Source organism: Streptococcus sanguinis (genome assembly GCF_020729765.1).
Classification (GTDB): domain Bacteria; phylum Bacillota; class Bacilli; order Lactobacillales; family Streptococcaceae; genus Streptococcus; species Streptococcus sanguinis_Q.
Genome location: NZ_JAJEPD010000095.1, coordinates 39,969 through 66,240, shown reverse-complemented (window position 1 = coordinate 66,240; position 26,272 = coordinate 39,969). Strand labels below are relative to the sequence as shown.

Sequence of the window (26,272 nt, the reverse complement as noted above, 5' to 3'; positions counted from 1 at the left end):
CCGATAATTCTTTTTTTTTAAGTTAATATGATAAAATAATAAAAAATCTTATCAGAAGTCAAATAGAAAGTGTAGTTTAAAGATTACCTAATCTGAAAGATTTATGGGAGGTTTGACTGGACTTTTTATTAAGGGTCACTGATCAGGATAATAAAATATGTTCAGAGGAGAATAAAATGAAAAGAACAGAAAAAGTTTTGCGATATTCTATTCGGAAGTCAGTTTTAGGTGTTGGTTCAGTCCTTATTTGTGCTCTGTTTTTAGGTCACGGTATAGTGGCGGCAGATGAGGAGCAGCCAGTGGCAAATGCAGTAGAGACTCCGGTCGCTGCATCGCCAGTAAATCAGGATTTGACAACGGTCAGGGAGGCTGCTAATACGGAAGTAGGCACGTTTCTGGCTGAGAAAGTGACAGATCTTGGGAATAATCCAAATTTGTCAGATGAGGAGCTTGTAGCAGCTAAGGAGGAAGTCAATCAAACAGCTGCGAAGGCTCAGAATGAAATTGCCGCAGCTGAGGATAGAGAGAGGATTGATCAAGCTAAGGAAGATGGATTGGCAGACATCAACTCTATCAATCCAGTTGGCAAAGATTTGCTTCTAGATGAAATCCAAAATGGAAAAGCAGAGTTTGATAAACTTGTAGATAGTAGCGATTTACTGCCTGAGGAGCAAAAGAAAAGCTTCCAAGAGTCTGTAAGGAAGAAGGCTGCAGAAGCAGAGGATGCAATTCAGAAATTAGATGTTAATGCAGCAACAGCAGAGCAGGCGGAAGTGATTCAAGAGCAGGCAGTAACCGAGGAAGATAAGTTTTTCAAATTTATAGCAAGTTCAACCGTAGATTTCACTCTGGCTGCCAAGTTAGCTGACTTGTCAGCAAATCCCAATCTTTCAGAAGCAGAAAAGAAAGCAGTTAGAGGCGAGATAGAGCAGGTGGTGGAAGCAGCCAAGAAGGCTATTGAAGGAGCAGATTCTCAGGAAGTCTATGACCAGGCAAAAGAAACAGCTATAGCTAACTTAGCCAAGATTCACCCTATTGGCAAAGAGCAGTTCTTAAAAGAAATTCAGGAAGAAAAAACAGCTACTATCGAGGCTGTTGAGAAGAGTCAAAGTCTTTCTGCTGAGGAAAAAACTGCAGCTAAAAAGAAAATTGAAGATGCAGCAGCCATAGCTCAGAAAGCAATTGCAGCTTATAATGCTTGGGTTGAAAGTCCTGATGATGCCGAAAAAATTCAAGAACAGGTAGCGGCAGAGAAGCAAGGTTTGCTGAAAGTTACGACTGGGCTGAAACTAGATCTTGCTCTATCTGATAAGCTAGCAGACTTACGGAGCAACCCGAATCTGTCAGATGCAGAACGGGCTACGGCTAAAGCTGAAGCGGAAGCAACTCTAGCAGATGCGAAAACGGCGCTTGAAAAGGCTGATACCGAAGAGGAACTAGAGAGAATTGAGGAAGCTGGAATTGCTAGCTTGGACACGATTCATCCAGTTGGCAAAGATTTGGTTTTAGATGAGCTTGAAGAAGAAGTCGACAAACAGATTGAAGCAATTGAACATCATCAAAGACTTTCAGAACTCGATAAAAAGCAAGCTAAAGAAAAGATTCTAGCAGTATTAAAGACGGTGACAGATGCGATTGCGCAGCTAGATGATAGTGTAGACAGTGCTGAAAAAGCAGAGAAGCTGCAGGAACAGATTGCTGCTGAGCAGACAAAAGCTCTTGAAAATCTAGAAGCGATTGTCAAGAATGCTGCTAAAGCTAAGACAGCTTCTTCTATTCCAAGTGATTCACCACAGGAAGATAGGCAAGAATTTAGTGGAGGAGTCAGCGACTCTGAGCCAGCAACGGCGTCGAAATATGATTTGTCTAGCCATGAAGTTGGAACTCATCCCGATACAGCTCCGCAGTCTTCAGTACAACCAGAATTTAGTGGAAATGTAAATGATTCAGAAGCACCAACAGCAACACGGCCTGAATTTAGTGGAGGCGTCAGCGACTCTGAGCCAGCAACGGCAACGGCGTCGGAATATGATTTGTCCAGCCATGAAGTTGGAACTCATCCCGATACAGCTCCGCAGTCTTCAGTACAACCAGAATTTAGTGGAAATGTAAATGATTCAGAAGGAGCAACAGTAACACGGCCTGAATTTACAGGAGGCGTCAATGATTCTGAGCCAACCATGGCAGAAAATAACGCCTATGATGCTGGCGTTCAGCCATCAGTCAGGAGTGCACATCCAGACAGCGCTCCTCAAATGGCGGCTCTTCCGGAATTTACCGGCGGTGTCAATGCTGCTGACGCCGCAGTAGCTGATGCTTTACCTGCTTACCAAGTAACTAGCGGTATTTTGCCAGCAGTTGATGGGACCAAATCAGTACAAGAGCAGTCTTCATCAGCTAAGGTCACCCAGCCAGCTCAGCTTAAAAACAAGGAAAGTAAGAGTGGTGCGTCAGTCTTGCCGCATACGGGTCAAGCTTCTAATGCTCTTTTCACAGTTGCAGGACTTATCAGCGCTTTAGGCGCAGCTGGATTGTCATTCCGTAGTAGAAAAAAAGAAGAATAAGTTTTAAAGAGGCCCAGTGGCCTCTTTTTTGATGGAGAAAATTTTAAAAATTATGCAAACGTTTTACTAAAAGTGCTTGAAAAAGTCAAAAAAAAACGATATAATGGACAATGTGAAAGCGCTTTGCAAACGAGAGCTTAAAAAGAAAATATTTTTATTCAAAAGAAGGGGCTTATTATGGTCGAATTAAATCTGAAAAATATCTATAAAAAATATCCCAACAGCGACCACTATTCAGTGGAAGACTTCAATCTAGATATCAAGGACAAAGAATTTATCGTCTTTGTCGGTCCGTCCGGTTGTGGAAAATCAACTACTCTGCGTATGATTGCAGGTCTTGAAGACATCACTGAAGGAACTGCCTCTATTGACGGTACAGTGGTCAATGATGTAGCTCCAAAAGACCGGGACATCGCCATGGTCTTCCAGAACTATGCCCTTTATCCGCACATGACTGTCTACGACAACATGGCTTTTGGTCTCAAGCTGCGCAAGTACAGCAAGGAAGATATTGAAAAACGGGTCAATGAAGCAGCAGAAATTCTGGGCTTGAAGGAATTTTTGCAGCGTAAGCCAGCTGATTTATCTGGTGGTCAGCGTCAGCGGGTAGCTATGGGACGTGCTATCGTTCGGGATGCAAAGGTTTTCCTTATGGATGAGCCTTTGTCTAACTTGGATGCTAAGCTGCGTGTTTCTATGCGGGCGGAGATTGCCAAAATTCACCGCCGTATCGGGGCAACAACTATTTACGTTACCCACGACCAGACTGAAGCTATGACCTTGGCTGACCGGATTGTTATCATGTCAGCGACCAAGAATCCTGCTGGAACTGGAACGATTGGACGAGTGGAACAGATTGGTACGCCGCAGGAAGTCTATAACAACCCAGTTAATAAGTTCGTTGCTGGCTTCATCGGTAGCCCAGCTATGAACTTCATCCCAGTTAAGCTTGAAGGGAATGAGATTGTCGCAGAAGGACTGCGCTTGACTGTGCCAGAAGGAGCTCTTAAGGTTCTGCGGGAGAAAGGATACGAGGGCAAGGAGCTAATCTTCGGTATTCGTCCAGAGGATGTTAATGCGGAAGCTGCTTTCTTGGAAACTTTCCCGAATTCAGTTGTCCATGCTAAGATTTCTGTTTCAGAATTGCTGGGAGCAGAGTCTCACCTCTACTGCCAAGTGGGTTCTAGTGAGTTTGTAGCGCGTGTGGATTCACGGGATTACCTAGAAACTGGTGCAGGTATTGACCTAGGCTTTGACCTCAATAAAGCGCACTTCTTTGATCCAGAGACAGAGAAGACAGTCTATTAATCAGTTGATAAACAAATAACGCAGACAGTCCTGTCTGCGTTTTTAAAATGGCTATTATAACAGCGTTTTTTACTGAAAGGAGCTTAGATTTTTTCTTGTTTTAGTTTTCCGATAAGAATCTCGGCTGAAATGGTGGCATGTGTAAGCTGCTCCCAATTGATTAGATTTTTTTCAACATGAAAGAGTAAAGGAGTCATCTGCAGCAGGGCAGTTTTCTCCTCAGAATGCAGGGCATGAGTTGATTCTACGGTCTTTTTAGATAGGATGGTAAAGTGTTTCCGGAAATGCTGGATGATATCTTGATTAGAATAATCTTTCTTGTCCAGATATTGAGCAACTTTTTGACGAATTTCTTTCAGATGATTTTCTGTTGGGATGACTTTAATGATAAGTCCCTCTTTTTTCAATACTCTCTGAAATTCATGGTAATTAGCTGGTGAGAAGATGTCCAGCAAGACATCCATGCTTTGATCCTGAACGGGCAAGCGTGCCAAATCACCTACGAACCATTTTACAGCAAGGCTCTGATCACTTTTGGCAGCTAACTGGATAGAATCTTTTGATAAATCAAAGGCGTAAATTTCTTTGTTGGGGAATTTTTCCTGAATTTTTCGAGCATAGTAGCCCTCTCCGCAAGCGACGTCTAGAATGATCTGTTCTTCAGGCAGGGCCTGCAGCACATCTTGCAACTCGTCTAGGATATGCTGATAAAAGCCGGCTTCCAAGATGACTTGCCTATTTTGAAAGCTAGTTTTGTCATAGTCTCTAGCTTGTTTGGTCTGGGGAGCTAGATTGACATAACCAAATTTGGCGATGTCGTAGGAATGGCGATTAGGACACTTGAGGCTGTTTTCTTCCATAGCTAAGCTTTGCTGGCAGAGTGGGCAGGTCAGAGCCGGAGCTTGGGCAAATCGGGCAAGTTTTGGTTTCATAGGCGCTCTCTTTCTACTGTTTTTATAAAGTTCAAAGTCCTTTCCTTGGTAAGACATAGAAAAATCCGATTCAGGTAATCGGATTTTTATCTTTAGTAGGTCAGGACAAAGTATTTCTTCTTACCGCGGCGGATAACTGTCAGCTCGTCTTCCAGTTTATCTGAGTCGCTAAGGGCATAGTCTAAATCTTGGATGCGCTCACCATTGAGGTAGATAGCACCGTTTTGGACGTCCTCGCGAGCTTGACGTTTGGAGTTTACCACACCGGCTGTCACAAGCAGTTCTACAATATTAAGGTTGTCTTCTGCCTGGACCTGATAGTTAGGCACACCGCGCAAACCTTGTTTGAGTTCCTTGACGGACAAATTCTTGATATTTCCAGCAAAGAGCTGCTCAGTGATATTGAGAGCTTCCTGGTAAGCTTCTTGACCGTGAACCAGACTGACCACTTCGCGAGCCAGGACTTTCTGAGCCAAGCGTTCGTGTGGTGCAGCTTCAAACTGCTGACGAATCTCTTCGATTTCATCCAAGGACAGGAAGGTGAAGATTTTCAGGAAGCGGATAGCGTCTGCGTCCATGACATTCATCCAGAATTGATACATTTCATAAGGAGAAGTCTTATCAGGATTGAGCCAAACAGCATTACCTTCTGACTTACCAAATTTTTTGCCAGTAGCGTCGGTAATGAGCGGAACGGTTATCACATGGCCAGTCTTGTCGGCCTTGCGGCGCAGGAGTTCTGTACCTGCTGTCATATTGCCCCACTGGTCAGAACCACCAATTTGCAGGGTTACATCGTGGTTTTGATTGAGGATATAGAAGTCATATCCTTGCATAATTTGGTAGGCGAATTCTGTATAGGAAATCCCTGTCTCAATCCGGCTCTTGACAGAATCCTTACTCATCATGTAGTTGACAGTGAAGTATTTGCCGACATCGCGCAGGAAGTCGATAAAGCTGATGCTGCTAAACCAGTCATAGTTATTGACCATTTCGGCCTTATTATCGCCCTTTTCAAAGTCCAGAAAGCGAGAAAGCTGATCTTGGATAGATTTCACCCAGCCTTCCACGGTTTCCTTGGTTTGGAGACTGCGCTCTGCATCCTTAAAGGATGGATCGCCAATCAATCCAGTTGCTCCTCCGACTAGAGCGTAGGGTTTGTGTCCAGCTAGTTGCAAGCGGCGGCTGGTCAGAATGGCTACCAAGTGGCCTAGGTGTAAGCTGTCAGCGGTTGGATCGTATCCGGTATAATAAGAGACTTGTCCTTCTTCTAAGGCCTTGCGTAAAGCTGCTTCATCAGTGGTTTGAAATACCAAGCCACGTTCTTTTAGCTCATCAAAAATGTGCATCATGTCTCTCCTATTCTAAAAGCCAAGAAATTGGCTTATCTATATTTTAAATTTATGTTACTCTATTGTATCATAAAGCTTTTAAATAGCAATGTTTCCTTGAAATAAATCATAGATATTTGGTATAATGGGAAGATAACAAGGAGAATCGAACTTGGAACAATTAATAGAAAAATTAAAAGAGTTCTGGGGAAAAGCCCAGCAGTTTATCAAAAAAATACATCTTCCAGAATGGAGCAAGAAGATCGTTAGTGGCAATAATGGCTGGTCTATCGGTGATGTTTTTGCTGTTTTCTTGCGGACTTTTAAACTTCTGATGAATATGGCTTTTGTGTTTATCTTCTTCGGTGGCGTCATCGGTGCTGGGATTGGGATAGGCTATGCAGCTAGTCTTTTCAGTAAGGTTGAAGTACCCAAGCAGGATGAGCTGGTCAAGCAGGTGAATAATATCTCTGGTATTTCTAAGCTTACCTATGCTGATGGCAGCTTGATTGCAGAAGTGGATAATGATTTGCTCCGCATCCCAGTTAAGAGCGACGCCATCTCTGAAAATGTAAAAAAAGCCGTTATCGCTACAGAGGATGAGAATTTTGAAACGCATAACGGAGTGGTGCCTAAGGCTGTGCTTCGGGCTACGCTCGGCTCTGTTGTCGGAGTTGGCTCGTCTAGCGGGGGGTCAACCATTACCCAGCAGTTGATTAAGCAGCAGGTGGTGGGTGATGCACCGACTTTCAAGCGGAAAGCAGCGGAGATTGTTGATGCGCTGGCTTTGGAGCGCTACATGTCCAAGGATGATATTTTGACGACCTACTTGAACGTTTCGCCTTTTGGGCGCAACAATAAGGGGCAGAATATCGCTGGTGTGGAAGAAGCAGCTCAAGGGATTTTTGGTGTTTCTGCTAAGGATTTGACTGTGCCCCAGTCTGCTTTTATTGCCGGCTTGCCACAGAGCCCGATTGTTTATTCGCCTTATGCAGCGGATGGCAGTCTCAAGAGTGCAGAAGATATGGCTCTGGGCTTGGAACGTGCCAAGGATGTGCTCTATAATATGTATCGGACGGGCCGTCTAAGCGAGAAAGAGTATAAAGAATACAAGGACTACGACTTGACTAAGGATTTCAAGCCTTCTGAAAGCTCGGAAAAATCTTCGCATGGCTACCTTTATTACACAGCGGTCGAAGAAGCTCAGCAGACCATGTACGAGTACTTGATTCAGCGGGATAATGTTTCTCAGCAAGAGCTGAAAAACAATGACACTGTTAAAGCCTACAAGGAATTGGCTGCTAAAGAACTGAGCGATGGCGGCTATACTGTCACCACCACGATTAACAAGAACATCCACACCGCTATGCAAAATGCAGTAGCCAACTATGGCGGCGTCTTGGATGACGGAACTGGTGCAGTTGAAGTGGGAAATGTTCTCTTGGATAATAAAACCGGTGCTGTGATTGGCTTTGTAGGAGGCAGAGACTATGCTTCTAATCAGAACAATCACGCCTTTGATACGGAACGCTCACCGGGTTCAACTATTAAGCCAATTTTGGCTTATGGGATTGCTATTGACCAAGGTCTGATGGGGAGCGCCAGCGTTCTTTCTAACTATCCGACCAACTTTTCAAGCGGCGATCCAATCATGCACGTAGATAGCCGTGGTACAGCCATGATGGACCTGCAAGAAGCGCTTAATACTTCTTGGAATATTCCGGCTTATTGGACTTACCGCGGATTACGCGAAAAAGGTGTCAATGTCCGTGGCTATATGGAAAAAATGGGCTATTACATTGATGACTACAGCATTGAGAGTCTGCCTATGGGCGGGGGAATTGAAGTATCTGTAGCTCAGCATACCAATGGTTTCCAAACCTTGGCTAATAATGGAACCTACCAGAAAAAATATATGGTTGAAAAAATCACAGACCGAGATGGCAAGGTGATTTACCAGCATAAGGCCAATCCTGTTCAGATTTACAGTCCAGCAGCTGCTACGATTATGCAGGAGCTCATGCGGGGAGTTATCAATTCTGGGGCTACTACGACCTATAAATCCAGAATCAGTCAGGTCAATGGAACCTTGGCTGGAGCCGATTGGATTGGTAAGACTGGAACGACCAATACCAACGGTGATATGTGGCTGATGCTCTCTACTCCTAAGATGACTTTGGGAGGCTGGATTGGTCATGATGATAATAGCTCTATGGCGGCGTTGACTGGTTATAATAATAATGCCTCCTACATGGCCTATATGGCAGATGCTATCTATCAGGCAGATCCAAATGCTTGGGGTGTTGGTGATAAGTTCACTCTTGATCCGAGTGTGATTAAGTCTGATGTGCTCAAGTCCACAGGGGAAAAGCCAGGTACAGTAACGGTAAACGGCCGCTCTGTTAATCTCAGTGGTCCGACAGTGCCTAGCTATTGGGCTAAAAATGGTGCTCCGACCACGACCTATCGCTTTGGTATCGGGGCATCAGATGCGGACTATCAGAAGGCTTGGTCAGCTATACTGGGCGGTTCTACCTCTAATTCTAATTCAAGTTCCAATTCTAACAATAACCGGCAGGGGAACTAGCGCATCAAGAACAGTTTTAACTTTTCAGAAAGCGGATGAAATCCTTGCAATTTCTAGCTAAATAAGGTATAATGATAACAATAATTTGTCGTGTGCTTTATTTGAAATATTGTCCAAATAGAAGCTTACAGCAGTTAAATCAAACTTGAATAAGTCAGATTTAGCTGCTCTTTTTGTGCCTATTTTTAGAAAAAATGGGTTATGTAATCATAATTTAATTTTTCTGAAAATTGAACAAAAGGGACTGATTGTGGCTGTTTTGCAGCATTGTAGATGACAGAGGATTTTCCTCTGAAAACATTTCACAGAACTCGCTCTAAAAAGCGTGAGGGAAAGATAGGTTTCTTCTCGCTTTACCAAGGGCTTAGTATCTTATCATAAAGGAGTAAAAACTTGGCAGGACATGAAGTTCGATACGGTAAACACCGTACCCGTCGTAGTTTTTCAAGAATTAAGGAAGTTCTTGATTTACCAAATTTGATTGAAATCCAAACGGATTCGTTCCAAGATTTCTTGGATCATGGTCTGAAGGAAGTCTTTGAAGATGTACTTCCTATTTCAAACTTTACCGACACCATGGAATTGGAATTTGTCGGCTATGAAATCCGTGAGCCTAAATATACGCTGGAAGAAGCACGCATTCACGATGCCAGCTACTCAGCGCCAATCTTTGTAACCTTCCGTCTGATTAACAAGGAAACTGGTGAAATCAAGACTCAGGAAGTCTTCTTTGGCGATTTCCCAATCATGACTGAAATGGGAACCTTCATCATCAATGGTGGTGAGCGGATTATCGTATCCCAGTTGGTGCGTTCTCCAGGGGTTTACTTTAACGATAAAGTTGACAAAAATGGAAAAGTTGGCTACGGTTCAACGGTTATTCCTAACCGCGGAGCTTGGTTAGAGTTGGAAACAGACTCAAAAGACATTGCCTACACTCGTATTGACCGGACACGGAAGATTCCATTTACAACTTTGGTGCGTGCGCTTGGTTTCTCAGGTGATGATGAGATCTTGGACATCTTTGGTGACAGCGACTTGGTGCGCAATACCATTGAAAAAGATATCCACAAGAACCCAATGGACTCTCGTACGGATGAAGCTCTGAAAGAAATCTATGAGCGTCTTCGTCCAGGTGAGCCTAAGACGGCTGAAAGCTCTCGCTCTCTCCTTGATGCGCGCTTCTTTGATCCGCATCGTTATGACTTGGCAGCAGTTGGTCGCTACAAGATTAATAAAAAACTCAGCGTCAAGACACGCTTGCTGAACCAAACCATTGCAGAGCCATTGGTAGATGCTGAAACAGGAGAAATCTTGGTTGAAGCTGGTACAGTTATGACCCGCAGTGTGATTGACAGCATTGCAGAGCAGCTGGACAATGGTTTGAACAAAATCACTTATATTCCAAACGACTCAGCTGTCTTGACAGACCCTGTAGAATTGCAGAAGTTCAAGGTAGTGGCACCGACTGATTCAGATCGCGTTGTGACCATCATTGGTAACGCAAATCCGTCTGACAAGGTACGGATTGTAACACCAGCTGACATCTTGGCTGAGATGAGCTACTTCCTCAACTTGGCTGAAGGTATTGGCCGCGTGGATGATATTGACCACTTGGGGAACCGTCGTATTCGTGCAGTTGGTGAACTTTTGGCCAACCAAGTTCGTCTGGGACTTTCTCGCATGGAGCGTAATGTCCGCGAACGGATGAGTGTTCAAGACAATGAAGTACTGACTCCGCAGCAAATCATCAACATCCGTCCAGTAACTGCAGCTATTAAAGAATTCTTTGGTTCTTCTCAGTTGTCTCAGTTCATGGACCAACACAATCCGCTGTCTGAGCTCTCTCACAAGCGCCGTCTATCTGCCTTAGGACCTGGTGGTTTGACACGTGACCGCGCTGGTTATGAAGTGCGGGACGTACACTATACTCACTATGGCCGTATGTGTCCGATTGAAACGCCTGAAGGACCGAACATTGGTTTGATCAATAACTTGTCTTCTTATGGACACCTTAACAAATACGGATTTATTCAAACGCCTTACCGTAAGGTAGACCGTGAAGCTGGTGTAGTAACTAACGAAATCGTTTGGCTGACAGCTGACGAGGAAGATGAGTATATCGTAGCTCAGGCTAACTCTAAGCTGAATGAAAAAGGTGGCTTTGCAGAACCTATCGTTATGGGACGCCATCAAGGTAATAACCAAGAATTCCCATCAGACCAAGTAGACTACATGGATGTATCGCCTAAGCAGGTAGTTGCCGTAGCGACAGCGTGTATTCCTTTCTTGGAAAATGACGACTCCAACCGTGCCCTCATGGGTGCCAACATGCAACGTCAGGCTGTGCCTTTGATTGATCCAAAAGCGCCTTATGTTGGTACTGGTATGGAATACCAAGCTGCCCACGACTCTGGTGCAGCGGTTATTGCTCAGCATGATGGTAAGGTTACCTATGCGGATGCAGACAAGGTTGAAGTCCGCCGTGAAGATGGTTCTCTTGATGTTTACCAAATTCAAAAATTCCGCCGTTCTAACTCAGGTACTGCTTATAACCAGCGTACCTTGGTGAAAGTTGGCGATGTCGTAGAAAAAGGCGACTTTATCGCTGACGGACCTTCTATGGAAAATGGAGAAATGGCCCTGGGACAAAACCCAATCGTTGCCTACATGACATGGGAAGGTTACAACTTCGAGGATGCGGTTATCATGAGTGAGCGTCTGGTGAAAGACGATGTCTACACCTCTGTTCACTTGGAAGAATACGAATCAGAAACTCGCGACACCAAGCTTGGCCCAGAAGAAATTACCCGCGAAATTCCAAACGTAGGGGAAGATGCCCTACGCAATCTGGACGAAATGGGGATTATCCGCATTGGGGCGGAAGTCAAGGAAGGCGACATCTTAGTAGGTAAAGTTACCCCTAAGGGTGAAAAAGACCTTTCTGCTGAGGAACGTCTCTTGCACGCTATCTTCGGAGACAAGTCTCGTGAAGTCCGCGATACCTCTCTGCGTGTGCCACACGGTGCCGACGGAGTGGTTCGTGACGTGAAGATCTTTACCCGTGCTAATGGTGATGAACTGCAATCTGGCGTTAATATGCTGGTTCGCGTCTACATCGCTCAAAAACGTAAGATTAAGGTCGGAGATAAGATGGCTGGTCGTCACGGAAACAAGGGGGTTGTATCCCGTATCGTTCCTGTGGAAGACATGCCTTACTTGCCAGATGGAACACCAGTTGATATCATGTTGAATCCACTCGGGGTACCATCTCGTATGAACATTGGTCAGGTTATGGAGCTTCACCTTGGTATGGCAGCACGTAACTTGGGCATCCATATTGCAACTCCAGTCTTTGATGGAGCAAGCTCAGAAGATCTCTGGGATACAGTGCGCGAAGCTGGTATGGACAGTGATGCTAAAACCATTCTCTATGATGGACGTACCGGTGAGCCGTTTGACAACCGTGTATCTGTCGGTGTCATGTACATGATCAAGCTCCACCACATGGTAGATGACAAACTCCATGCCCGCTCAGTAGGACCTTACTCAATGGTTACCCAACAGCCGCTCGGAGGTAAAGCTCAGTTTGGTGGACAACGTTTTGGTGAGATGGAAGTTTGGGCCTTGGAAGCTTACGGTGCTTCTAACGTTCTGCAAGAAATCCTGACTTACAAGTCAGATGATGTCAATGGACGTTTGAAGGCTTATGAAGCTATTACCAAAGGGAAACCAATTCCAAAACCAGGTGTGCCAGAATCCTTCCGCGTTCTTGTCAAAGAATTGCAATCTCTTGGTCTGGACATGCGCGTTCTCGATGAAGATGACAATGAAGTAGAACTGCGTGACCTAGACGAAGGTGAAGATGATGACGTGATTCACGTTGATGATCTTGAAAAAGCGCGTGAAAAAGCAGCTCAAGAAGCGAAAGCAGCTTTTGAGGCTGAAGGAAAAGAATAAGAATACACACTGATTAGAAAATGAAGAAAGGTAAGAAATAGTGGTTGATGTAAATCGTTTTAAAAGTATGCAAATCACCCTAGCTTCTCCAAATAAGGTCCGTTCATGGTCTTATGGGGAAGTGAAGAAACCTGAAACAATCAATTACCGAACCCTGAAACCAGAACGCGAAGGTCTTTTTGACGAAGTGATCTTCGGTCCAACAAAGGACTGGGAATGTGCCTGTGGTAAGTACAAACGGATTCGTTACAAAGGAATCGTCTGTGACCGCTGTGGTGTTGAAGTAACTCGTGCTAAGGTTCGTCGTGAGCGTATGGGCCACATCGAATTGAAGGCTCCTGTTTCACATATTTGGTACTTTAAAGGAATTCCAAGCCGCATGGGGCTCACTTTGGATATGAGCCCACGTGCCCTGGAAGAAGTCATTTATTTTGCGGCTTATGTGGTGATTGATCCTAAGGATACACCGCTAGAGCACAAGTCAATCATGACGGAGCGTGAGTACCGTGAACGTTTGCGCGAGTACGGTGCAGGCTCATTTGTAGCCAAAATGGGAGCAGAAGCTATTCAAGACCTCTTGAAACAAGTGGACTTGGAAGCTGAGATTGCTGTCCTTAAAGAAGAATTGAAAACTGCTTCCGGTCAAAAACGGATCAAGGCTGTTCGTCGCTTGGATGTTTTGGATGCCTTCTATAAATCTGGCAACAAGCCAGAATGGATGGTCCTCAATATCCTGCCGGTTATTCCACCGGATCTGCGCCCAATGGTTCAGCTGGATGGTGGTCGTTTTGCGGCTTCTGACCTCAACGATCTCTATCGTCGGGTTATTAACCGAAACAACCGTTTGGCTCGCTTGCTGGAACTCAACGCACCTGGCATTATCGTTCAAAATGAAAAGCGGATGCTGCAGGAAGCGGTTGATGCTTTGATTGACAATGGTCGCCGTGGTCGTCCTATCACAGGACCAGGTAGCCGCCCGCTTAAGTCTCTGAGCCACATGCTTAAAGGGAAACAAGGTCGTTTCCGTCAAAACTTGCTGGGTAAACGGGTTGACTTCTCAGGTCGTTCCGTTATCGCCGTTGGTCCTACATTGAAAATGTATCAATGTGGTGTGCCGCGTGAAATGGCGATTGAGCTCTTCAAGCCGTTTGTGATGCGGGAAATCGTTGTCCGTGATATCGTGCAGAACGTAAAAGCTGCCAAACGCTTGGTAGAGCGTGGAGATGAGCGTATCTGGGATATCCTGGAAGAAGTGATCAAGGAACATCCAGTGCTTCTTAACCGCGCACCGACCCTTCACCGTCTGGGAATTCAGGCTTTTGAGCCAGTTCTGATTGATGGTAAAGCCCTTCGTTTGCATCCGCTGGTCTGTGAAGCCTACAATGCCGACTTTGACGGGGACCAAATGGCCATCCATGTACCATTGTCAGAGGAAGCCCAAGCTGAAGCTCGTATCCTCATGCTGGCTGCTGAGCACATCTTGAATCCGAAAGACGGTAAACCAGTTGTAACACCATCTCAGGATATGGTCTTGGGGAACTACTACCTGACCATGGAAGAGGCTGGCCGCGAAGGCGAAGGCATGATTTTCAAGGATATGGATGAGGCGGTCATGGCTCTTCGTAATGGCTATGTTCACTTGCATACTCGTGTTGGTATTGCAACCGACAGTCTTAATAAGCCTTGGACAGAAGACCAGAAGCATAAGATTTTGATTACAACTGTTGGTAAAATTCTCTTTAACGCGATTATGCCAGAGGAATTGCCTTACTTGCAAGAGCCGACTAATGCTAACTTGACAGAAGGTGTGCCAGCTAAGTACTTCTTGGAGTCAGGACAAGACATCAAGGGAGTCATTGAACAGCTTGAGATCAATGTTCCGTTTAAGAAGAAAAATCTTGGTAATATCATTGCGGAAATCTTTAAACGCTTCCGTACAACAGAAACATCTGCTCTTCTTGACCGTTTGAAGAACTTGGGTTATCACCATTCTACTTTGGCTGGTCTGACAGTGGGTATCGCTGATATCCCAGTTGTCGAAGACAAGGCTGAGATTATTGAAGAATCCCACAAGCGTGTTGAACAAATTACTAAACAATTCCGTCGCGGTATGATTACTGATGACGAACGCTATAACGCAGTTACTGCTGAGTGGCGGGCGGCTCGCGAGAAATTGGAAAAACGTCTGGTTGCCAACCAGGATCCGAAGAACCCTATCGTTATGATGATGGACTCTGGAGCCCGGGGTAACATCTCTAACTTCTCCCAGTTGGCTGGTATGCGTGGTCTGATGGCTGCGCCAAATGGACGTATCATGGAATTGCCAATCTTGTCTAACTTCCGTGAAGGTCTGTCTGTTCTGGAAATGTTCTTCTCAACCCACGGTGCTCGTAAGGGTATGACAGATACGGCCCTTAAGACTGCCGACTCAGGTTACCTGACTCGTCGACTGGTTGACGTTGCCCAAGATGTGATTATCCGTGAAGATGACTGTGGTACAGATCGTGGACTTCTTATCACTTCTATCACAGAAGGCAAGGAAATGATCGAGTCTCTGGAAGAGCGTCTCAATGGTCGTTACACTAAGAAGACGGTTAAACATCCAGAAACTGGTGAGGTCATCATTGGTCCAAATGAATTGATCACAGAAGACAAGGCGCGTGAAATCGTTAATGCTGGTGTTGAAGAAGTGACAATCCGCTCCGTCTTTACATGTAACACCCGCCACGGTGTCTGCCGTCATTGTTACGGTATCAACTTGGCAACGGGTGATGCGGTTGAAGTCGGTGAAGCAGTCGGAACCATCGCTGCCCAGTCTATCGGGGAGCCTGGTACACAGCTGACCATGCGGACCTTCCACACGGGTGGTGTTGCCTCTAATACCGATATCACGCAAGGTCTTCCTCGTGTCCAAGAAATCTTTGAAGCCCGCAATCCAAAAGGGGAAGCGGTCATCACTGAAGTCAAGGGTGAAGTTACTGCTATCGAAGAAGATGCATCTACTCGTACCAAGAAGGTCTTTGTTAAAGGCCAAACTGGCGAAGGTGAATATGTGGTACCATTTACAGCCCGCATGAAGGTAGAAGTGGGCGACCAAGTTTCTCGTGGTGCTGCCTTGACTGAAGGTTCTATCCAGCCTAAGCACTTGCTGGCTGTCCGCGATGTCTTGTCTGTTGAAACTTACCTGCTTGCTGAGGTACAAAAAGTTTACCGCAGCCAAGGGGTAGAAATCGGCGACAAACATATCGAGGTAATGGTTCGTCAGATGATTCGCAAGGTGCGCGTCATGGATCCAGGTGATACAGATCTCCTCATGGGAACTCTCATGGATATTACAGACTTTACAGATGCTAACCGTGATGTGGTTATCTCAGGTGGTGTACCTGCGACAGCTCGTCCAGTCCTCATGGGGATCACCAAGGCTTCCCTTGAAACTAACAGCTTCTTGTCTGCAGCTTCCTTCCAGGAAACAACTCGTGTCCTGACAGATGCTGCTATCCGTGGTAAGAAAGACCATCTGCTCGGACTCAAGGAAAATGTTATCATCGGTAAGATTATCCCAGCTGGTACTGGTATGGCCCGCTACCGCAATCTGGAGCCTCAGGCTGTCAATGAAGTTGAAATTATCGACGAAGTGACAGAACTGCCAGGTGGATTTGAAACTGAAGAAAATATTGTTCTTAAATAAAGAACTTTCCCTCCCGAAAATCGGGAGGGATTTTTTGTTGTAGCCGATAATTTCTTGCTAGCTACTAAATACCATCCTATAATATACTTAGAAAGTTGTTTTTAAGTTCTCCGTTATGGATAAACAACTATAGAAGAAACACTCGATATTTTCTATTTCAGTTTTTCTATGATGCAAGATGCCATATTTATTTTTAATCAGGGAGGTAGCTGGTTTTTTGTAGTATGATAGCGCTAGGTTATACTATTTTAAAAATCCTAAAATAGTAGGAGAGGCAGGTTTGAAATTTAAAAAAAGAGGAGGTTGGTTTTAATGGTAGTGGTCGAAGATTGTAGAGAACAGTAGCTGGCATTTATCTAGCCAGCTTATTCATGAAGGGAGGATTTTGAAATATAAAGAATAGAAAACAATTAGATTACAAATAGAATAATATTTTATTACAATGAATAAATATTAAAAAATATAGGCAAAAACCAAGAAATTCTGCATAAAACAGGACTTTAAGCCTATAAGTTCTTTCCTTTTTATTTATTTTTTTGAGAAAACCGAAAAATTTCAGTAATTTTAAGTTACAGTTAAGTTAAGAAAATTAAAATAATCTTAAATAAGTTACCAACATGTAAATTACTATTAAGAAAGTATAAAATAATAGTTCATGCTTTGATTATTGAAACGCTTGATGGTAAAATAACTAAGGTTACTTAAAACAAACATTTTTTAGTAAAAAGTTAATATAACAATGTTGATTTTTGGTGAGGAAAAATGAAGAAAATTAAGGTAATGGTTGTTTTTGGAACTCGTCCAGAAGCGATTAAGATGGCTCCGCTGGTTATTGAACTGAAGAAGCAGTCAGACTTGTTTGAAACAACAACAGTTGTGACTGCTCAGCATCGTCAGATGTTGGATCAGGTACTTGAGACTTTTAAGATTGAGCCTGATTATGATTTGGATATTATGGGGAAGAATCAAACCCTGACAGATATTACTGTCAAGATCTTGCATAAGCTAGATGATATCTTAAAGGAAAACAAGCCAGATATTATGCTGGTGCACGGTGATACGACAACGACTTTTGCGGCTAGTCTTGCAGCGTTTTATAATCAAGTTCGTATCGGCCACGTGGAAGCTGGCTTGCGGACTTGGAATAAATATTCTCCTTTCCCAGAAGAGATGAATCGTCAGATGACCGACTCTTTGACGGACTTGTATTTTGCGCCAACGGATCAGAGTAAGGCTAACTTGCTCAAGGAAAACCATCCAGCAGAAACAGTTTTTGTGACAGGAAATACAGCTATTGACGCTCTCAAGCTGACAGTCCAGGCTGATTATCAGCACGAGGTTCTTGACCGTATTAATCCAGCTCGCAAGATGATTTTGGTGACCATGCATCGCCGGGAAAATCAAGGTGAGCCGATGAGAAGGGTCTTTCGAACTCTACGGCAGATTGTAGATGCCCATGATGATGTGGAAATTGTCTATCCCGTTCACCTGAGTCCAGCGGTTCAGGAAGCGGCTAGAGAAATTCTGAGTGACAATGAGAAAATTCATCTGATTGAGCCTTTAGATGTGTTGGATTTCCATAATATCGCAGCTAAAAGCTACTTCATCATGTCAGACTCAGGCGGAGTACAAGAGGAAGCACCTTCCTTAGGTAAGCCTGTACTGGTACTTCGTGATACAACAGAGAGACCAGAAGGAGTTGAAGCCGGCACCTTGAAGCTGGTCGGTACAGAAACTCAAGCAGTAGCAGAGGCAATGGAAGCCCTGCTGACAGATGAGTCACTCTATCAGGAAATGGCCCAAGCCAGCAATCCGTATGGTGACGGTAAGGCTTCTGAGCGGATTGCTCAAGCAATAGCTCACTATTTTAAGCAGACAGCTAGGCCGGAAGAATTTAAGACAGGAGTAAAAAATGTTTAGGAAAAAAGGACTAGAAAAATCATTAGCAGTCTTTGTACTGACAATTGGACTAATTCTTTTCTACAGTTGGAATTTTGCAGCTAACATATTTTATATCGGAATCGCGCTGATTTTATTAGGTATTTTTAGTGTCTTTGTCCTATCCGATCTCTTGGTGACATGGGCTATGATTCTGGGTGTGGTTATCGCAACTCTGATCTTGCTCTTTGATGTAACCTACCTACCGGACAATCAAGTTCTCTTCTTGCTTTATGTCTTCCCTGTCAGCGCTTGGCTGACCAGTCGAGTGAATTTCTATCTTCATCAGCGCTTAGGATTAGTGCAGGATGATAGCGAAGATGCTGCTGAGGCCTATGAAGAAATGGTTCAGAAAGTAAATCAGAAACAAGCTCCAGCCTTTCAGGCCTTGTTGGTCCATTGGGCGCACAATCATCATTTTTATCAAATTCACTCTCGGGAGTACAAGCGGATGCTCAAGAGAATTTTACGACTGCTTAACTGGGACTTCCAGAATGTAGAAACAGTTTACTATGTATCCAATGGTAACTTTCTCGTTCTGGTAGAAGATCTGGATCAGGAAGTCAAGGAATATTTCCAAGAGAAAGTGCGTGAAGATTTAACGATGATGCACTTTGAGAATAAGAAAACTGACCAAAAAATTCAGTTTCAGTCCGGCAGTTTAAAACTGAACGCTCAAAACATTGACAAATTCCATAATTTTGATGACGCTTTGAGCAATCTGGAGCGTCAGCTTGAAACCGACATTATCGTAGAATACTAGGAGGTAAACACATGTCTTTAACAGAAGTATTTTTTATCATCTCTATGGTGCTAAGTATCTTTTTTGCTATTAGCTTTTTGGTCCTCTTCATTTATTATCTGGTTATTTACAATCGGGTCAATAAAAATTTTAGGGCGGTGACTCGTCATGATTAGTCAACTTATTATGATTGTCACTCTGTTCTCCATCTGGATGTCTCTGGCTTGGGCTTTGGTTATTCTATGCTCTTCCGTGCATTTCTGGATGAAACGCAGTGACTTCAACGTGGATACCAGCCCATTGGAACATTATCCTATGGTTACAGTCGTTGTCCCAGCCCACAATGAAGATGTGGTTATCGCTCAGACGACCAAGGCCATTCTGGATTTGGATTATCCTCATGACCGAGTGGAAGTTCTGCTCTTTGCGGACAACTGCTCAGATGACACTTATCAAGAAATGCTGAAAGTTCAGGCTATGCCTGAGTACGCTGGACGCAATATTACAATTACAGACCGTACTGGTACGGGAGGTAAGGCAGGGGTGCTGAATGACGCCCTGAAGATGGCCAAGGGTGAATATATCTGTGTCTATGATGCGGATGCTATGCCAGAAAAGAATGCTCTTTACTTCCTAGTCAAGAAAGTTTTGGAAGATCCAGAACGCCACGTTGCTTCTTTCGGACGCAACAAGACTCGGAATGCCAATCAGAACTTCCTGACACGTTGTATCAACCAAGAAATCGTTGTAACTCAGCGTGTTTACCACGTAGGTATGTGGCACCTCTTTAAGATTGGGCGGATTCCAGGTACAAACTTCTTGATTAACACTGAGTTTGTTAAGAGTATTGGTGGTTGGAAAAATGGTGCCTTGACAGAGGATACGGAAATTTCCTTTAAGATTATGCAGAGCGGCAAGCTGATTGCTTTGGCTTATAACTCAGAGGCCTTCCAGCAAGAGCCAGAAACCCTCAAGTCCTACTACATGCAGCGTAAGCGCTGGGCTAAGGGGAATTATGAGGTAGTTCTTGCCAACTTCAAACATCTTTTTAGTGGCGGTAACTGGCGCGTGAAACTGGAAGTGTTCAATTATTCTTGTATCTTCTTCTGGTTTAATTTGGCGATTGTCTTATCTGACTTGGTTTTCTTTGCCAATGTAGCGGCGATGATTACCCAGCTCTTTGTACCGGATGTGCGGATTCCTTTCGCTTTTGATGCTCAGAATATCTATATCGTCCAGCTGATGCTCTTTAACTGGCTTCTGATGATTTTGCTTTATCTTTTGCAGATCAATATCGCCCTGGCTTCTCAGTTTGGACAGGCGACCACCAAACAGATTTGGCTGGCCCTTGTGTCCTATTTGACTTACTCTCAGCTCTTTATCGTTGTTTCTTTAGATGCAGTAGGATCTGTTATCTTGGACAAGATTTTGAAGCGGAAAGAAACCAAGTGGGTTAAAACAAAACGATTTGCAGGTTAGGAGAAAGTGTGAAAAGAACAAGATTAAGATTTATTTGGTTTGTGACAATTCTGGCTGTCTTGGCTGGTATCCTGTTGTACACCCGTATGGGCAGTACTCCTAATATCAAAAAGAAAATATACAGCCAATGGTCTAAAGAATATGTCGTAACCAAGGACAAATTGTCTTATATCAGGACGACAAACAGTAAGACTGAAGATGTTGTGCTGTCTGAGGCACAGGGTTATGGCATGGTGATTGCTGTGGATGCAGCTAAGCAAGGCGATGCCAGTTCGGCTGATTTTGAAAAGCTCTACCAATATTATCTAGCTCATCGTCTGAAAGATACCCAGCTCATGTCTTGGAAACAGACGATTAAGGATGGTAAGAGCAATCATGAAGACGAAAACAATGCTACAGACGGCGATCTCTACATTGCTTATGCTTTGATTCAGGCGGCTAAACAGTGGCCGGACAAGGCTAAAGAATACCAAGATCAGGCTCAGGCTATTCTGAAAGATGTCTTGGCATATAACTATAATGAAAGCAACGGCGTTTTGACGGTTGGGAACTGGGCAAATGCAGAATCGAAATTTTATAATCTCATGCGGACTTCTGATACATTGCCGCAGCAGTTCCAAGCTTTCTATGAGCTGACAAAGGATAAGCAGTGGCTGACAATCCGAGATAACATGCTCAGCAAACTTGAAGCAATCAGCGCTGATAATAAGACTGGTTTGATACCAGACTTTATCTGGGTTGAAGGCGACAAAATTCGGGCAGCTGATGCTGATACGGTTGAATCTGCAAATGATGGCTATTATTCTTATAATGCCTGCCGACTTCCTTACAACCTGGCTCAAAGCAAGGATGAAAAAAGTCAAAAAATGCTGAAGAAGATGTTAAACTTCTTCCTCAGTCAAGAAAAGATCTATGCGGGCTACACTCTGAAAGGGAAAGCTCTCAATAGTAATCAGGCTGGCAGCTTTACCGCTCCAGTATTCTATGCGGCGAATAACAATATGGAATTCCGCAAATTGGTGCAGCAGAATAAATATCTCTTCATGCAAGGTTTGCCGTCAGATAATTACTATGACGCAGCTGTGACAACGATGATTGCTTTAGAAACTTTATAATGCAGAAACAAGCAAGATGAAAATTTTGCTTAAGATCATGCAGACAATAGGGTGGGACAAAATGACATTTGTCTCACCTTTTTTGAAGAAAAAGATTGAGATTTATTTCAGAAATTGTCAAAATAGAAAGCTTGTATTTATGCTAAATCAGGACTTATCCAGTTTCTAGATGTTRAGAAACCTGTCGTATGTGTAAATGGACCAACACTATTTGTTCGCATGGTTAAGAATACTATCCGTGATGTTAATCTTCATATTATGAAGAGYGATGTGCTTGYCTCCGTTCCAATAAAGTTCTTGTTTTCTGATTTTGAGCAAAATAGTTTTGTTCGTCAAAGAATTCATATATAATATACGGTACAAAGAGAGGACGAGTATGTATTGTGTAATTGAGATGTACGGGGACTATGAACCGTGGTGGTTCCTAGATGGCTGGGAAGATGATATCGTTGCAAAGAAGCAGTTTGATGATTATTATGAAGCCCTTAAGTATTATAAAAGCCGCTGGCTGCAAATGGAAGAGCAGTCACCTTTGTATAAGAGCCGCAGTGATTTAATGACAATTTTTTGGGATCCGGAGGATCAGCGCTGGTGCGAGGAGTGTGATGAGAATGTTCAGCAGTACCACTCGCTGTTTTTGCTGGAGAATGACTGCCAGATTCCTAAGAGTAAGTACCGGCCAGGCTATACTAAGCAGAACGGCCTTGAAAAGCACCGAGCTTGCTCAGTCAAACTAAAATCCGCTAAGCCTCTTTAAATCGAAAGAATATATTTTGCAAATCTGATAATAGAGCAGCAGAAGAGACCTAACTTGTTAGAAGTTAAGTTTCTTCTGCTGTTTTTTCTTTTTCTGGATTTTTTGCGAATAGTAAGGTGAGGAGGATGTATGGTTCAAGAAATTGCAAAAGAAATGATTAGGCAGGCTCGGCAAGAGGGGGCGCAGGATATTTACCTCATTCCTAAGACTACTTGCTATGAGCTTTATATGAGAATCGGTGATGAACGTCGCTTTATAAAAACTTATGATTTCGAGATTCTGTCAGCTGTTATCAGCCACTTTAAGTTTGTCGCAGGTATGAATGTTGGAGAGAAGCGCCGAAGTCAGCTGGGGTCTTGCGATTATGACTGTGAGGAAGCCAAGGTTTCAATCCGGCTGTCGACAGTTGGGGATTACCGTGGTTTTGAAAGTCTGGTCATCCGACTCCTGCATGACGAAGACAGGGAGCTGCGCTTTTGGTTTGAGCAATTGCCGGAGCTGCGCAAGAAAATTCAGGCTCGCGGTCTCTATCTTTTTTCGGGTCCTGTTGGCAGTGGCAAGACGACCTTGATGTACCATTTGGCTCAGCTCAAATTTTCTGGCCAGCAGGTTATGTCGATTGAAGATCCGGTTGAGATTAAGCAAGAGGCTATGCTGCAGCTGCAGCTGAACGAAACCATTGGCATGACTTATGACAGTCTAATTAAGCTGTCTCTGCGACATCGGCCGGATCTTTTGATTATCGGGGAAATCCGTGATCGAGAGACAGCTAGAGCAGTGGTTCGGGCAAGTTTGACCGGAGCTACGGTCTTTTCAACAATTCATGCCAAGAGTGTTCGCGGTGTCTATGAGCGGCTTTTGGAATTGGGCGTTAGCGAGGACGAGCTAAGAATGGTGCTTCAAGGTGTTTGTTACCAGCGTTTAATTGGGGGAGGAGGTGTCGTTGATTTTGTCAGTCAAAACTATCAAGAGCACGAATCCGAGATCTGGAATCAGCAGATTGATCAGCTTTTTGCAGAAGGACATATCAGTGCTGAGCAAAGGCAGACCGAAAAAATTGTCTACGCCTAAGCAGAAAAAGATTATTGAACTTTTTCATAATCTCTTCAGCAGCGGTTTTCACTTAGCAGAGATTGTAGACTTTCTGAGACGAAGTGCCTTGTTGGAGGAAGTATATGTTACTGAAATGCGGGCAGGCTTGTCAGCTGGTCAGTCCTTTTCAGAGATTGTCAGTCGACTGGGATTTTCCGACAGCGTTGTAACCCAGCTTTCCTTATCTGAGCTGCATGGCAATCTGACACTTAGTCTGGGCAAAATTGAGGCCTATCTGGAAAATCTGTCCAAGGTTAAGAAAAAATTGATAGAGGTAGGGACCTATCCTCTCATGCTGCTGGGCTTTTTGGTCCTTATCATGCTGGGATTGCGCAACTATCTTCTGCCTCAATTAGACAGCCAGAATCTAGCTACTCAGCTGATTAATCACCTGCCTCAGATTTTTTTGTGGAGCAGCCTTGCTTGGGCCGCCTTGGTTTCAGTGGCTCTCTTTTATTATCGAAAGTCATCCAAGATTCGTTTTTTCAGCAAACTAGCAGCTCTGCCCTTTTTTGGACATTTGGTACAGGCTTACTTGACCGCTTATTATGCTCGTGAATGGGGAAATATGATTGGCCAGGGCTTGGAACTGAGTCAGATTTTTGCGATTATGCAGGAGCAGCCTTCCCAGCTCTTTAAAGAAATCGGAGAAGATATGGCTGCAGCTTTGCAAGGCGGTCAAGGCTATGCGGACAAGGTGGCAAGCTATCCTTTCTTTAAGAAAGAATTGTCCTTGATGATCGAGTATGGTGAGGTCAAGTCCAAGCTAGGAAGTGAGCTGGAAGTCTATGCTGAAAAGACTTGGGAGGAATTTTTCCTACGTATCAACCGAGCCATGAATTTCATTCAGCCCCTAGTATTTATTTTTGTTGCCTTAGTGATTGTTTTACTTTATGCGGCAATGCTCTTGCCCATTTATCAGAATATGGAGGTTCATTTGTAATGAAAAAACTTAATACCTTAAAAGTTCAAGCATTTACCCTTGTGGAAATGCTGATTGTCTTGCTGGTTATCAGCGTTCTCTTGCTGCTCTTTGTGCCTAATCTGACCAAGCAAAAAGATGCTGTTTCAGATACAGGAACTGCAGCGGTGGTCAAGGTAGTAGAAAGCCAGGCAGAGCTGTATGAACTGAAGAATACCAATGAAAAGGCTAGCCTGAGCAAGCTAGTCAGCGCAGGAAATATCAGCCAGAAACAGGCAGATTCTTATAAGGCTTACTATGGAAAACACAGTGGCGAAACTCAAGCGGTTGCCAATTAAGGCTTTTACGCTGCTGGAAAGTCTCCTCGTTCTTTTTGTTGTGAGTTTTCTCTTACTGGGCTTGTCTGGCTCGGTCAGGGCTGGTTTCAATCAGGTTCAAGAGCAACTCTTCTTTTTAGAGTTTGAGAGGCTCTACCAGGAGACGCAGAGGTTGAGCTTAGCCGGTCATGAGAAGCTTTCTCTCAAGATTTCAGGACGTCAGATTTCCAATGGCTATCAAGAGCTGGACTTTCCACAAACTTTGCAGGAACATGAGCAGCAGGTCATTCAGTTTGACCGATCCGGTGGGAATTCATCACTCAGCAAAATTACTTTTCAGACGGAGGACAGGACAGTTGTTTACCAGCTTTATATGGGTAATGGAAAGTTTAAAAAGACGACAGCTTCAGGCTAGCATTCTGCTGGAAGCTCTGATTGCCATGGCAGTTTTTGCGGCTATTGCCAGTCTGCTTCTGGGACAGATTAGCCAGTCTCGTAAGGAGCAGCAGATCCTTCTGCAGCAGGAAGAGGTGCTTCGGGTAGCTCGTATGGCCCTGCAAACAGGACAAGAAGAGCTTCATATCAATGGAATTGCAGTGCGTCAGCTTAAGACAGATAAGCAGCTGCTGGTCTATCACGAAGGGGAGGTAGTTATCCGTGTCCAAAAACCTTAAAGTCAAGGCCTTTACTCTCTTGGAGGCTTTAGTAGCCTTGCTGGTTCTCAGTGGCGGTGTGTTAGTCTTTCAGGCCATGACCCAGCTCATATCTTCAGAACTGCATCAGCAGGAGAACAATCAACAGCAAGAGTGGCTTTTGTTTGCCGACCAACTGGAGACGGAGCTTTCGCGAAGTCAATTTGACAAGGTAGAAGACAATAAAATCTACATCAGACAGGATGGCAGGGACTTGGCCTTGGGTAAATCCAAGGGAGATGATTTCCGTAAAACAGATAAGAGCGGTCGCGGCTACCAGCCTATGATTTATGGTTTGGAAGCAGCTGATGTGCGTCAGGACGGTAAGATTGTCCATCTTCATTTTCGCTTTGAAAAAGGCTTAGAGAGGGAGTTCGTCTATCGTGTGGAAGAAGAAAGTTGAGGCTGGTATTTTACTGTATGCGCTATTGATGGCCGCTGTCTTTAGCCTGCTCCTGCAGTTTTATCTCAACCGTCAAGTCAGCAGTCAGCGTTTGCAGCTTTTCAACAGGGAAAGGACGGAAGCCTATGCAATGGCAGTTCTGACAAAAGCTACAGCCAAGGATGATAGCGGTGAGATGGAGTTTGAGCAAGGCAAGGCGGCCTACCGTAAGGAAGGGAAGGAACTGGAAATCAGCAGTCGGCTCAGCAGCGGTCATGCCTATTCTTTTACTTTTGTCATTTCTAAGAAGGATGAGGATAAAGCTAAGGAAGACAAGAAAGCAACTGACAAAAAGGAGAGAGCGGTTTCGGACAAAGCTGGTAAGTCGGACTAATATAACTGTAAAATCTTTGTAATTTTATATATCTTGGAAAGGGGCCTTATTTTTGGTATGATAGGATGAACG

Annotated in this window: 20 protein-coding genes; 18 read left to right on the top strand and 2 right to left on the bottom strand. The window is 44.2% G+C overall.

Features of this window, described 5'->3' with window-relative positions:
* Window positions 1-176: 176 nt before the first annotated feature.
* Window positions 177-2,564 (top strand): SIALI-17 repeat-containing surface protein, encoded by a 2,388-nt coding sequence (locus tag K4H96_RS12260; RefSeq protein WP_223337979.1) that lies wholly within the window; start codon window positions 177-179, stop codon window positions 2,562-2,564.
* Window positions 2,565-2,741: 177 nt separating this feature from the next.
* Window positions 2,742-3,872 (top strand): ABC transporter ATP-binding protein, encoded by a 1,131-nt coding sequence (locus tag K4H96_RS12255; RefSeq protein WP_111676967.1) that lies wholly within the window; start codon window positions 2,742-2,744, stop codon window positions 3,870-3,872.
* A gap of 83 nt (window positions 3,873-3,955) precedes the next feature.
* On the opposite strand, the gene K4H96_RS12250 is transcribed toward K4H96_RS12255, so the two are convergent.
* Together K4H96_RS12250 and tyrS are read right to left on the bottom strand one after the other, a co-directional pair.
* Entirely contained in the window at window positions 3,956-4,804 is an 849-nt protein-coding gene (locus tag K4H96_RS12250) for a putative RNA methyltransferase (RefSeq protein WP_223337978.1), read from the bottom strand.
* A 92-nt stretch (window positions 4,805-4,896) separates the two neighbouring features.
* Window positions 4,897-6,153, bottom strand: coding sequence for a tyrosine--tRNA ligase (gene tyrS / locus K4H96_RS12245; protein ID WP_223337977.1), 1,257 nt, complete (start codon window positions 6,151-6,153; stop codon window positions 4,897-4,899).
* Window positions 6,154-6,307: 154 nt separating this feature from the next.
* Between tyrS and pbp1b the strand changes: the two genes are divergently transcribed.
* From pbp1b to comGG, 16 genes are all read left to right on the top strand, one after another.
* Complete coding sequence (pbp1b, locus tag K4H96_RS12240; protein WP_223337976.1) at window positions 6,308-8,722, top strand: penicillin-binding protein PBP1B; 2,415 nt, start codon at window positions 6,308-6,310, stop codon at window positions 8,720-8,722.
* Window positions 8,723-9,115: 393 nt separating this feature from the next.
* Complete coding sequence (gene rpoB / locus K4H96_RS12235) at window positions 9,116-12,682, top strand: DNA-directed RNA polymerase subunit beta (RefSeq protein WP_223337975.1); 3,567 nt, start codon at window positions 9,116-9,118, stop codon at window positions 12,680-12,682.
* A gap of 40 nt (window positions 12,683-12,722) precedes the next feature.
* Entirely contained in the window at window positions 12,723-16,370 is a 3,648-nt protein-coding gene (gene rpoC / locus K4H96_RS12230; protein ID WP_227956549.1) for a DNA-directed RNA polymerase subunit beta', read from the top strand.
* A gap of 762 nt (window positions 16,371-17,132) precedes the next feature.
* Window positions 17,133-18,290: a non-hydrolyzing UDP-N-acetylglucosamine 2-epimerase gene (wecB, locus tag K4H96_RS12225; RefSeq protein ID WP_124765839.1), complete on the top strand. Its 1,158-nt coding sequence runs from the start codon at window positions 17,133-17,135 to the stop codon at window positions 18,288-18,290.
* Window positions 18,283-19,071, top strand: coding sequence for a hypothetical protein (locus K4H96_RS12220; RefSeq protein ID WP_002903501.1), 789 nt, complete (start codon window positions 18,283-18,285; stop codon window positions 19,069-19,071). Before wecB ends, K4H96_RS12220 begins: the two co-directional genes overlap by 8 nt.
* A gap of 11 nt (window positions 19,072-19,082) precedes the next feature.
* A complete protein-coding gene (locus K4H96_RS12215) occupies window positions 19,083-19,226 on the top strand; it encodes a hypothetical protein (protein ID WP_002896778.1) in 144 nt (47 codons plus the stop codon).
* Window positions 19,219-20,529: a glycosyltransferase family 2 protein gene (locus K4H96_RS12210; protein ID WP_002896777.1), complete on the top strand. Its 1,311-nt coding sequence runs from the start codon at window positions 19,219-19,221 to the stop codon at window positions 20,527-20,529. The genes K4H96_RS12215 and K4H96_RS12210 overlap by 8 nt, the downstream gene beginning before the upstream one ends.
* A gap of 8 nt (window positions 20,530-20,537) precedes the next feature.
* Window positions 20,538-21,644, top strand: coding sequence for a glycosyl hydrolase family 8 (locus K4H96_RS12205; RefSeq protein WP_002898648.1), 1,107 nt, complete (start codon window positions 20,538-20,540; stop codon window positions 21,642-21,644).
* A gap of 376 nt (window positions 21,645-22,020) precedes the next feature.
* Window positions 22,021-22,401, top strand: coding sequence for a DUF1033 family protein (locus K4H96_RS12200; RefSeq protein ID WP_223337973.1), 381 nt, complete (start codon window positions 22,021-22,023; stop codon window positions 22,399-22,401).
* 129 nt (window positions 22,402-22,530) lie between these two features.
* Window positions 22,531-23,472 carry a competence type IV pilus ATPase ComGA gene (gene comGA, locus K4H96_RS12195; RefSeq protein ID WP_223337972.1) on the top strand — a complete coding sequence of 314 codons (942 nt, stop codon included), beginning with the start codon at window positions 22,531-22,533 and terminating at the stop codon, window positions 23,470-23,472.
* Entirely contained in the window at window positions 23,402-24,436 is a 1,035-nt protein-coding gene (comGB, locus tag K4H96_RS12190; RefSeq protein WP_263281050.1) for a competence type IV pilus assembly protein ComGB, read from the top strand. The genes comGA and comGB overlap by 71 nt, the downstream gene beginning before the upstream one ends.
* The gene (comGC, locus tag K4H96_RS12185; protein ID WP_002896769.1) at window positions 24,436-24,753 is read left to right on the top strand and encodes a competence type IV pilus major pilin ComGC; all 318 of its coding nucleotides are present in this window, start codon (window positions 24,436-24,438) and stop codon (window positions 24,751-24,753) included. Before comGB ends, comGC begins: the two co-directional genes overlap by 1 nt.
* Complete coding sequence (comGD, locus tag K4H96_RS12180; protein WP_060976240.1) at window positions 24,713-25,147, top strand: competence type IV pilus minor pilin ComGD; 435 nt, start codon at window positions 24,713-24,715, stop codon at window positions 25,145-25,147. Before comGC ends, comGD begins: the two co-directional genes overlap by 41 nt.
* Window positions 25,113-25,406 (top strand): competence type IV pilus minor pilin ComGE, encoded by a 294-nt coding sequence (gene comGE, locus K4H96_RS12175; RefSeq protein WP_061592327.1) that lies wholly within the window; start codon window positions 25,113-25,115, stop codon window positions 25,404-25,406. Before comGD ends, comGE begins: the two co-directional genes overlap by 35 nt.
* Window positions 25,390-25,827: a competence type IV pilus minor pilin ComGF gene (gene comGF, locus K4H96_RS12170; RefSeq protein ID WP_061592326.1), complete on the top strand. Its 438-nt coding sequence runs from the start codon at window positions 25,390-25,392 to the stop codon at window positions 25,825-25,827. The genes comGE and comGF overlap by 17 nt, the downstream gene beginning before the upstream one ends.
* Window positions 25,808-26,200, top strand: a complete 393-nt coding sequence (gene comGG / locus K4H96_RS12165; RefSeq protein WP_223337970.1) for a competence type IV pilus minor pilin ComGG — start codon at window positions 25,808-25,810, stop codon at window positions 26,198-26,200. Before comGF ends, comGG begins: the two co-directional genes overlap by 20 nt.
* The last annotated feature ends 72 nt before the right edge of the window (window positions 26,201-26,272 follow it).

Coding starts and splice junctions, on each gene's coding strand:
- K4H96_RS12260 (WP_223337979.1), top strand. CDS start 177: ATGAAAAGAACAGAAAAAGTTTTGCGATATTCTATTCGGAAGTCAGTT.
- K4H96_RS12255 (WP_111676967.1), top strand. CDS start 2,742: ATGGTCGAATTAAATCTGAAAAATATCTATAAAAAATATCCCAACAGC.
- K4H96_RS12250 (WP_223337978.1), bottom strand. CDS start 4,804: ATGAAACCAAAACTTGCCCGATTTGCCCAAGCTCCGGCTCTGACCTGC.
- tyrS (WP_223337977.1), bottom strand. CDS start 6,153: ATGCACATTTTTGATGAGCTAAAAGAACGTGGCTTGGTATTTCAAACC.
- wecB (WP_124765839.1), top strand. CDS start 17,133: ATGAAGAAAATTAAGGTAATGGTTGTTTTTGGAACTCGTCCAGAAGCG.
- K4H96_RS12220 (WP_002903501.1), top strand. CDS start 18,283: ATGTTTAGGAAAAAAGGACTAGAAAAATCATTAGCAGTCTTTGTACTG.
- K4H96_RS12215 (WP_002896778.1), top strand. CDS start 19,083: ATGTCTTTAACAGAAGTATTTTTTATCATCTCTATGGTGCTAAGTATC.
- K4H96_RS12210 (WP_002896777.1), top strand. CDS start 19,219: ATGATTAGTCAACTTATTATGATTGTCACTCTGTTCTCCATCTGGATG.
- K4H96_RS12200 (WP_223337973.1), top strand. CDS start 22,021: ATGTATTGTGTAATTGAGATGTACGGGGACTATGAACCGTGGTGGTTC.
- comGA (WP_223337972.1), top strand. CDS start 22,531: ATGGTTCAAGAAATTGCAAAAGAAATGATTAGGCAGGCTCGGCAAGAG.
- comGC (WP_002896769.1), top strand. CDS start 24,436: ATGAAAAAACTTAATACCTTAAAAGTTCAAGCATTTACCCTTGTGGAA.
- comGD (WP_060976240.1), top strand. CDS start 24,713: ATGGAAAACACAGTGGCGAAACTCAAGCGGTTGCCAATTAAGGCTTTT.
- comGE (WP_061592327.1), top strand. CDS start 25,113: ATGGAAAGTTTAAAAAGACGACAGCTTCAGGCTAGCATTCTGCTGGAA.